Below are 9780 nucleotides of genomic sequence, written 5' to 3'. Positions count from 1 at the left end.
CACAAGGCCGTCTCCTTATGGAGGCGGTTTTTTTATGCGTGAAAAACAGTCCGAAGGACTATTTACAGGGAGTGCACATAGAAACTCGGCGAGCGCACATAGAAGACCCGCAAGCGCTCTTAGAATATGCACAAGCGCTCATAGAACGGCAATAAGCGCCTATAGAAATATCTATGAGCGCTTATACCTGTAAGAGGGACCCTAGGCGGCATTTCATGGTGACTGGCGGGACGTTTCATCGGATTCGTCACTTTCAACGGACGGATCGTCATTTTCATGGAAAGCACGTGTCTGTCGCTGTATCTAAATGTAATAAATCCCTTCCCATGCTAACCTCGCCTTGCAAAACACTACCATTTACCCGCTTTATCCTTGATAAAGTAGACTTCTCAAGTAAAATCGAATATTCCGGTTACAATTTAAGGAATATAAATTAAAATGAAGAGTGACATAAAGGGGATTAACATTTGTGGATTCTCCAGAATGGTATGTTGATCAGAACATGCAATGGGGTGAGCAATGATGCTTTTATCAGTCGGGGAACTTATAGACTCAACTTTATTTGAAAATGCCATCCTTAAAACCGGGGAACAGACCCTTACGGACAAACCGGTTGAATGGATATCGGTAATGGAGAGTCCTGTTGAAAATTTCGTCAGGGAGAATGAATTTGTCCTGAGTACCGGAATCGGGTGTCATGAGAATACTGAAGAATTGTTGTCTTTTATAAAAGATGTATATGATTCGGGAGCGTCGGCTTTAGCGATTGCAACGGGAAGATATATATTTGAAATACCGGAAGAGGTCATTCAATTTGCTGCGGACCGGAACTTCATCATCATTGAACTCCCATGGGAAATCAGATTTGCAGATATCGTCCATGAAGTGATGACCAAACTGAATGAACTGAAACAGAATGAGACGACACGTTTCAAGGAAATGCAGCAGCAGCTCATTCAAAAGGTTCTTGAAGGAAAGACGTTAGAACACATTACGCACTATATTGAGCAGGAATTAAGCCAATCTGTGCTCATTTGCAATGAGAAGAAAGAGCCAATTGCAGGAAGCGCAAATCCGAATGATGTGTTCGCTCTGTGGGACCAAATGAGAACATCCATCAATGAATCGCATTATCCCAAGCATTCCGAAATACAGCAGCTGGATAGCGGTTCTGTGCAGTTGATCCATTTAAACATTCAATCCGATGTCGGTCATAAAGGTGATTTTTTCATCCTATCCGATTCAGACAAAAGGCTGAATGAGCATGACTTGATGATTGCTGAGCAAGCCGTTGTTGCGGCTGCTTTATGGTTCTCAAGAAACAGCGCAGTGATCGAAGCCGAGAGCCGGATGCAGAATGAATTCCTGCTGGGTTTAGCGAAAGGGGAAATGATGTCTGAAGAACATGTTGCATCACATGCAGAATTCTTCAGATACAATCTTGACCTTCCCTATCTATGTATTATCGGTTTTCCGGAGAACCTGAATGATTCCACCGGTCATGAATCAAGCCTCAATGAGTCAGGCAGGACAAGATTGGACAGAATGAGTATCTATATTAAAGAAGGATTGTTATATGCGGGAGAGAATGTCCAACGGCAGGTTCTTTTTGCGCATGAACATGATAAAGTAATCGTCTTTTTGGAAGCGACCAACAAGATTACCGCAGATGCGGTCAATCAGTTCCTGGATCTGGTGGAAAGAAGGTTCACTCACTTGTTACCGGGCGTCTTGTTTTCCTGGGGAATTGGAATGGACAGGGATGGAATACGCAATTTTGCCAGCTGTTTTCAGAAAGCAAAGGCAGCGCTGGAAATGGGCAGAAGTCAAAGAGGCATCGGGAAGCGAACCTATTTTGACGAAACACAGATCAATAGGCTGCTGTTAAACTTGGCCGGCAATGAGGAAGTCCGTGACATCACGATCTCCACTTTGTCTCCGTTGGTGGAATATGATGAGAAAAGAGAAATGGATCTGATCAAGACGTTTGTTGCGTATAACAACAATAACGGGAATGTCAGCCAGACTGCCAGGGAACTCAACCTTCATCGCCAATCTCTTCTGTACCGGTTAAGGAAAATTGAATCATTGACGAATTTATCCCTCGTGGATCCCGATGATCTCTTTCTATTGAATTTCAGTATCAGGGTCTGGTCGACAGGTGCAATTAAAAAAGGATAAGAAAAAAGATGGAACCGGAATGACTTCAATCCGGTTCCATTTTTCTTATAAAAACTGTATGAACAGATCAGATTTAAATTCATACAAATATGCGGATGTATTATAAATATTTTGAATTTATAATCATCATTACAAGTTTAGTTGAGCAAAGGTTAGTGACAAAGCGAGAATTCTTGCTTCAAGAGACAGAATCAATGACGGAACAATAGGAGGATTCCGGATGTTGCCATTCAAATTACAAGAGTATAAAGATCGGTTGGAGAAGACAAAGGCGAGCATGGCGGAACAAGGAATTGAAGTATTGCTGATCACCAATCCCGCAAACATGAATTATCTGTCGGGCTACGATGGCTGGTCCTTTTATGTTGACCAGATGCTGATCGTGATCATTGATGAAGACCAGCCAATCTGGATTGGCAGGAAGATGGACGCGAAAGCAGCGGAAGTGACGACCTGGCTATACAAGGACAACATTATCGCCTATCCGGAGGATCATATCCATAATGACTTGAAGCATCCAATGGATTTCATCGCCAAAATCCTGACTCAGATCGGACAATCCAAACGGAATGTCGGTGTTGAGATGGGCTCCTACTATTTTTCAGCGCTGGCCTATGAAAAACTGAAGACAAATTTGCCGAATGCCCGATTTTCGGATGCAACTCTTCTGGTCAATTATGTCCGGCTCATCAAATCCGAAAAGGAAATCGAATATATGAAAAGAGCGGCCAACATTGCCGGTATTGGCATGCAGGCTGCCGTGGAATCCATCCAGGAAGGTGTCCGTGAATGCGATGTGGCAGCCAATATCTACAGCGGGCTCATCAGCGGAACTCCAGAGTATGGAGGAGATTACCCGTCCATTGTCCCTCTTTTGCCAGCCGGCAAAAATACAGCAACTCCACATTTAACTTGGACGGACCGAAAATATACCAATAATGAAATGGTGATTATTGAATTGGCAGGTTGTCACCGGCGATATCATTCTCCGTTGGCCAGAACCGTTTCTATTGGCCAGCCGACTGTCAAAGCGCTGGATACCTCGAAAATCCTGGTGGAAGGATTGAATGCGGCTCTTGATGCAGTTAAGCCGGGGGTTACTTGCGAAGAGGTCGAGATTGCCTGGAACACGGTCATTTCAAAACACGGCATCAGCAAAGATTCCAGGATCGGTTATTCCATCGGATTAAACTACCCGCCTGATTGGGGCGAGCATACAGCAAGTCTCAGAAAAGGAGATCATACCATTCTTCAGCCGAATATGACCTTCCACCTGATTCCGGCACTTTGGTTTGAAGACTTCGGAATCGAAATCACAGAATCATTCAGAGTAACCGAAACCGGATGTGAGGTACTGACTGACTTTGAGCGTGGTCTGATTGTAAAAGACCATTTACAGGCCATTATTTAACATATCTGAGCATCAAAATGAAAGCGCTTAACATAGAGGGGTAGGAAAGCCAATGGAACATTGGAATGCGTCAGCAGTTAAAGAATGCCTGGAACAGCAGCTCATCGCATGGCGAAGACATCTCCACAGATTTCCGGAACTCAGTTTCAATGAATACAAAACGGCTCAATTTGTTGCTGAAAGGTTAAGGGAAATCGAGGGGGTTACCGTTCAAACCGGCATCGGAAAAACCGGTGTCGTTGCAACTATCTCAAATGGTGAAGGACGCACAGTGGCGATTCGTGCAGATATGGATGCACTCCCGATTGAAGAGAAAACAGGCCAAAGCTATCAGTCGGAACATCCCGGTGTCATGCATGCATGCGGTCATGATGCTCATACGGCCATTTTGCTGGGTGCGGCCAAGATGCTGGCTGAGAAGTCCTTATCAAACCAGTTTCGCGGAACCGTCAAGCTCATTTTTCAACCTGCAGAAGAAGATACCGATGGAGAAGGACGATCCGGGGCCCAAAGAATGATTGAAGACGGTGCCTTGGAAGGCGTCGATTCTGCCATTGCACTTCATGTCTGCCCATGGCATCCGGTCGGCACCATCCAAATGAATGACGGATACAGCATGGCGAATGTGGATGTTTTCCGGGGCAAAATCAAGGGTTCAGGCGGTCATGGCGGATATCCCCATCTGGGCACCGATCCCATATGGATGCTTTCTTCAGTCTTGCAGGCGTTTTACGGAGTCACATCCAGAAGAATCTCTGCCCTGGAAACCGCCGTTGCGAGTATTGGTGAAATCCACACCGGGGCAGCGAGTAATGTCATCCCCGAAGAGGTGGTTGTGACGGGGACGCTGCGGACCTATTCAAAAGAAGTAAGGGAGCAACTGAGCGCTGAGATTGAAAAAGCATTTAAGGTGGTTGAAGCATTCGGGGGGACCTATTCGTTCAATGTCGATCGCGGTGAACCGGCTTTGAATAACCATGCTGCAGTGAATGCAGTCATCAGAAAAACTGCAACGGACTTATACCCTGCTATACAAATTGATGAAGGAAAGTTTGGACTCGGAGGAGAGGACTTCGGCTATATGACACAGGAAATTCCGGGAGCGATGTTCTTCCTAGGCTGTGCGTTGCCAGACGGAATCAGGCGGGATCTGCATACGAATATATTCGATCTGGATGAGCGCTGCATGCCTTTGGGAGCAGAAATCCTGGTCGAATCCGCAATCAGACTATTGACTAAAGAAAGCATTTTTTGAGAGGCAGGTGCAGGGTGATTGAATACTAAAGTGTTTGGAAAATCGATGTTTATTGCCGGCAAATGGGTCGAAAAAGAGGATGTCATCGAGGTGTTCAATCCTCAGGATAACTCACTGATCAGTACCGTTCCGGCTGCATCGGAAGAAGATATGCTGCTGACGATTGAAGGGGCAAAGGAAGGGGCTGAAACTGCTGCTTCCATGCCGGTCCATCAACGAATTAGCATCTTGAATAAAGCAGCTGCGTATATCGAAGAAAATCAGGGGGAATATGCGGCCACGATTGCACTGGAAGGCAGCAAAACCATTCGGGAAGCGACATCTGAAGTCAAGCGCTGTATCCAGACACTGAAGATCAGTGCTGAAGAGGCAAGGCGCATCAATGGTGAGACCATTCCGTTCGATCAGGCAGAAGGCAGCGAAGACCGTGTCGGCTATTACTACCGGTTTCCAATCGGGATTGTTGCAGCCATCACGCCGTTCAACGACCCATTGAACCTGGTGGCGCACAAAGTGGGACCGGCCATTGCTTCTGGCAATGCCATCATCGTGAAGCCTGCCACGGTTACGCCACTGAGCGCACTCATGTTGGCCGAGGCTTTCGAACAAGCAGGACTGCCACCCAAGGTCCTATCTGTGATTACCGGCAAAGGCAGCGTCATCGGCGATCTTCTGGTGACTCATCCTGCCATCCGGATGGTGTCGTTTACAGGAGGCCTGGAAACAGGCGAAGAAATCGCCCGTAAAGCCGGCCTGAAAAAGATCAGCATGGAACTCGGCTCGAATTCCCCGGTCATTGTGCTCAATGATGCGGATATCGATAAGGCAGTGGAGTCCACGGTGTCGGGTGCCTTTTATGCAGTTGGACAAAACTGTCTGGGTGTCCAGCGAGTCTATATCGAAGAAGACATTTATGAACGATTTGCTTCTCTTTTTGTCGATCGCGTGCAGAGATATCAAGTCGGGGACAAAATGCTGAATACAACCGATATGGGGCCCATGATCAACGAGATGGAAGCCATTCGGGTGGAACGCTGGGTGGAAGAGGCGATCGCGATGGGAGCTAAACGATTAGTAGGCGGAAAGCGGCAGGGTGCTTTCTATCCTCCGACCGTGCTGACCGATGTTTCGCCTGACTCTACCATTGCCAGACAAGAAATATTCGGTCCAGTCGTTCTGCTGTATCCTGTTGCCGATTTCGACTCGGCGATTTCACGATCGAACGATGTGAACTACGGGCTGCAGGCCGGAATCTTTACGAACGATATCAACAAAGCCTTTGAAGCCATCAGAAAGATGGATGTAGGCGGAATTATGATTAATGACAGCAGTGATTACCGGATTGACGGTATGCCATTTGGAGGGGTGAAGGGATCCGGCCTAGGGCGGGAAGGGGTCAAGTTTACGATTCAGGAAATGACAGAACCGAAAGTCGTCAGCTTTAAGCTGGCGCAGAAGCGGTCTGTATAAGAGATCCTCTTTTTCCGCTGTTCAGTTTCCGGAAACTAAAGGAGTCAAAATATGAAAATAAAAACTAGAGCAAAACATATGAACATCGTCTTTTGGATATCGGCAGCGGTCATCACTCTACTGGTTTTATGGGGGACGGTGAACCCTGCAGGTTTGTCCAGATGGGCAGACACGGCGTATAACTTTACATCGGATGCATTCGGATGGTTCTATTTGCTCTCGGTCCTGGCGATCGTCCTTTTCTGCCTGGGACTGGCTGTCAGTAAATATGGGCGTATCAAATTGGGAAGGGACGATGAAAAGCCCAAATACTCCTATTTCGCCTGGATTGGAATGTTGTTCAGCACGGGGTTTGGCGCAGGGCTTGTTTTCTGGGGGATTGCCGAACCGATGAGCCATTTTGCGAATACACCGACTGGAATGAAGGGCTTTAGCGCGGAGGCCGGACGGCAGGCGATGCAGTATTCCTTCTTTAACTGGGGCGTGCACCAATGGTCGGTGTTCACAATAGTCGGGCTGGCATTGGCCTACTTCCAGTTCAGGAAAAGGGAAGGACGCATGATCAGCGATACGCTGAACCCGGTCATAGGGAAGAGCGGCAAGAAGCCGCTGAGAAATGCGATCAATATCTTAGCGGTCATCGCGACGGTGCTGGGGGTAGCCACATCGGTCGGAATGGGAATTTTGCAAATCAATGGCGGGCTCAATTATGTGTTTGACGTTCCACAGAATACCCTTTTCTTATTGATCATCACCGGAGGCCTGCTGCTGCTGTATTTGACTTCCGCATTAACAGGCTTGGATAAGGGGATCAAGATTCTCAGCATACTGAATCTTAGTCTCGCCATCGGATTGATTCTGGTTGTCCTGTTTCTCGGGCCAACACAGTTCATCCTGGAAGCATTGGTATTGGGCATAGGGGATTACATTCAGAATTTCTTCGGGATGAGCCTCGGGCTTTCCCCGTATGACGGAAATACCTGGTCCAAGGGTTGGACAGTCGGCTATTGGGCCTGGGTACTGGCATGGTCGCCTTTCGTCGGAACGTTTATCGCACGAATTTCAAAAGGGCGGACAATACGAGAATTTGTTTTTGGGGTATTGATTGTACCGCCGTTCATTGCAGTTGTGTGGATCGCCGTATTTGGCGGAACAGCCCTTTATATGGATCTGTTTCAACAGACAAACATCGCGGGAGCGGTGCAAAATGATGTGACGAGTGCGCTGTTCGCCACTTTTGCCAACTTCCCGATGAGCACCGTACTGTCTGTAACCTTCATTTTGCTGATCATCACATTCCTGGTGACATCGGCTGACTCGGCTACTTTCGTACTCGGAATGATGACAACAAATGGAGATCCGAACCCGAGCAATCTTGTAAAAGTCATTTGGGGTGTACTGATGTCAGCCATTGTGGCAGTCCTCATTATCAGCAGTGGTCTCCAGGGTCTTCAGACGGCTTCCTTGGTAGCAGCGTTGCCGTTCACCGTCATCTTGCTCCTGATGGGCGTTTCCTTATTTAAAACAATCAGGGCGGATGAGGCGGTTCCTGTGGCAGCTGAGCCAGAGGCTGAGACTGTCGACGAAGAATTGCAGGAGAGTGTTGAGTCTTATAAGGTCCCGGCGAGAAAAAAGAAAGTCACCTATCCCGGGCCGATTAACGAAAACATATGATTGAGATTTTCTGAACTTATGCTATGCAGTAACACGGAAACACCAAATATACGGATTCACTTACGGAGGGAAATACTATGACGATGAAAACGATGGACAGTGTACAAGCAAAATATGAGGAACTGGCAGCGCTCGATAAAAAGCATTTCATGCATCCTACGTCTTCTTTCAAGCAGCAACAGGAAAAGGGTCCCGGCTTCATCTTTACTGAAGGGAAAGGAATCTACCTGAAGGATGTAAGAGGGAAGCAAGTGATTGATGCTCTGTCCTCTCTATGGAACGTCAATATCGGCCACGGTCGGGAAGAGCTTGCCGAAGCGGCAATGGAGCAGATGAAGAAACTGGCCTTCAGCTCGGCATTCGCCACAAACAGCCACGAACCTGGAATCAGGCTGGCTGAAAAGGTAGCGGAGATGACACCGGGGGACTTGGCGATGACCTTCTTTACATCAGGCGGATCGGACGCCAATGATACGGCGTTTAAAACGGCGCGCTATTATTGGAAGCTGAAAGGCAAGCCTGAAAAAAAGAAAATCATTTCCCGCCAGAAATCGTACCATGGAGTATCCGTTGGGGCCTCCAGTGCGACAGGCCTTCCTGCTTTCCGGGACTTCCCTTCATTGGCACCGGACTTCTATTATGTAGATTCTTCAATCGAAGCATTGAAGGAAATGATCGAGCGGGAAGGGGCAGAAACCATTGCAGCGTATATTGCGGAGCCTGTCCAGGGATCAGGCGGAGTCAATCTGCCGCCGGAAAATTATTTCAAAGATATCCGGGAAATCTGCGATCAAAACGACATTCTCTTCATTGCGGATGAAGTGATCAACGGCTTCGGCCGGACGGGCAAAAACTTCGGAATCGAGAACTTCGGCGTGGTTCCGGATATGATGGTCATTGCGAAAGGGATTTCAAGCGGTTATGCTCCGATCGGAGGCATGGTCATTTCCGAACCGCTTAAGAATGAACTCATCGAGCTGACGGAAGGCGTTTATATGCACGGATACACCTACAGTGCGCACCCGATGTGCTGTGCCGTAGCGTTAAAGAACCTGGAAATCATCGAAGAAGAGAACCTGATCGAAAACGTCCGGAATATGGGCGCAGAATTACAGAAAGGATTTAACTGGCTGGCAGACCGCCATGAGGAGATCGGAAATATCCGGGGAATCGGGCTGCTCGGAGCGGTTGAAATCCTGAAGGACAAGGAAACCAACACCCGCTTCTCCGAGCCGGTATCAGGGAAGGTAGTAGAAGAAGCACTGAACCACGGCCTGCTGGCAAGAAGCATCGTCTACGAGGGACAGGATACACTCGCCTTCGCACCGCCATTCTGCATCAATAAAGAAGAAGTGGATACGATCATTTCAATTATCGATCAATCCCTGACAGAAGTAAAAAAGAAAGGGATTAAATAAGCTCAATGAGCCAGAGGACTTGGCCGGGCAGAAGACCCGGTCATGTCCTTTTTACAATGCTTGGTGACGAGAAGTCCTTTCAGATGGCAACGGCTCGTTTTGGGCCCATACGAGGTTCGGATAGACTCCGGAAACAAAAGGTTCCGACTATGGGAATTGGGGTTGCACTGCCAGGCAAACCGTAGTATAGTTATCAACGTTGCGCTTCCGACAGGGACGCACCGAACAAAAGAAATGAAAAAAGAAGTTGACGAAAGTCGAGAAGCGTGTTATATTAGTAAAGTCGCTTCAAACGACATCGACAATAAATGAACCTTGAAAACTGAACAGCAAAACGCTGATGAAATGTGTTCCCGGAACCCGACCCGTCG

Annotated in this window: 6 protein-coding genes; all 6 read left to right on the top strand. The window is 47.6% G+C overall.

Annotation, left to right across the window (positions count from 1 at the left end; genetic code table 11):
• Positions 1-519: 519 nt before the first annotated feature.
• The 6 genes from DZC51_RS04385 (at position 520) to DZC51_RS04360 (ending at position 9409) form a co-directional block, all read left to right on the top strand.
• A complete protein-coding gene (locus DZC51_RS04385) occupies positions 520-2181 on the top strand; it encodes a PucR family transcriptional regulator (protein ID WP_232524059.1) in 1662 nt (553 codons plus the stop codon).
• Positions 2182-2401: 220 nt separating this feature from the next.
• Positions 2402-3592, top strand: coding sequence for a M24 family metallopeptidase (locus DZC51_RS04380; RefSeq protein ID WP_157294161.1), 1191 nt, complete (start codon positions 2402-2404; stop codon positions 3590-3592).
• Between the two features lie 52 nt (positions 3593-3644).
• The gene (locus DZC51_RS04375; RefSeq protein WP_157294160.1) at positions 3645-4847 is read left to right on the top strand and encodes a M20 metallopeptidase family protein; all 1203 of its coding nucleotides are present in this window, start codon (positions 3645-3647) and stop codon (positions 4845-4847) included.
• 45 nt (positions 4848-4892) lie between these two features.
• The gene (locus DZC51_RS04370) at positions 4893-6317 is read left to right on the top strand and encodes an aldehyde dehydrogenase family protein (RefSeq protein WP_157294163.1); all 1425 of its coding nucleotides are present in this window, start codon (positions 4893-4895) and stop codon (positions 6315-6317) included.
• A gap of 51 nt (positions 6318-6368) precedes the next feature.
• Positions 6369-7991, top strand: coding sequence for a BCCT family transporter (locus DZC51_RS04365; RefSeq protein ID WP_157294159.1), 1623 nt, complete (start codon positions 6369-6371; stop codon positions 7989-7991).
• Positions 7992-8068: 77 nt separating this feature from the next.
• Complete coding sequence (locus DZC51_RS04360; RefSeq protein ID WP_157294158.1) at positions 8069-9409, top strand: aminotransferase family protein; 1341 nt, start codon at positions 8069-8071, stop codon at positions 9407-9409.
• Positions 9410-9780: the final 371 nt, after the last annotated feature.

The organism is Bhargavaea sp. CC-171006 (assembly GCF_009761675.1).
Lineage (GTDB): Bacteria > Bacillota > Bacilli > Bacillales_A > Planococcaceae > Bhargavaea > Bhargavaea changchunensis.
The sequence above is the reverse complement of the archived record's forward strand: the minus strand, read 5'-3'. Positions and strand labels throughout refer to the sequence as shown.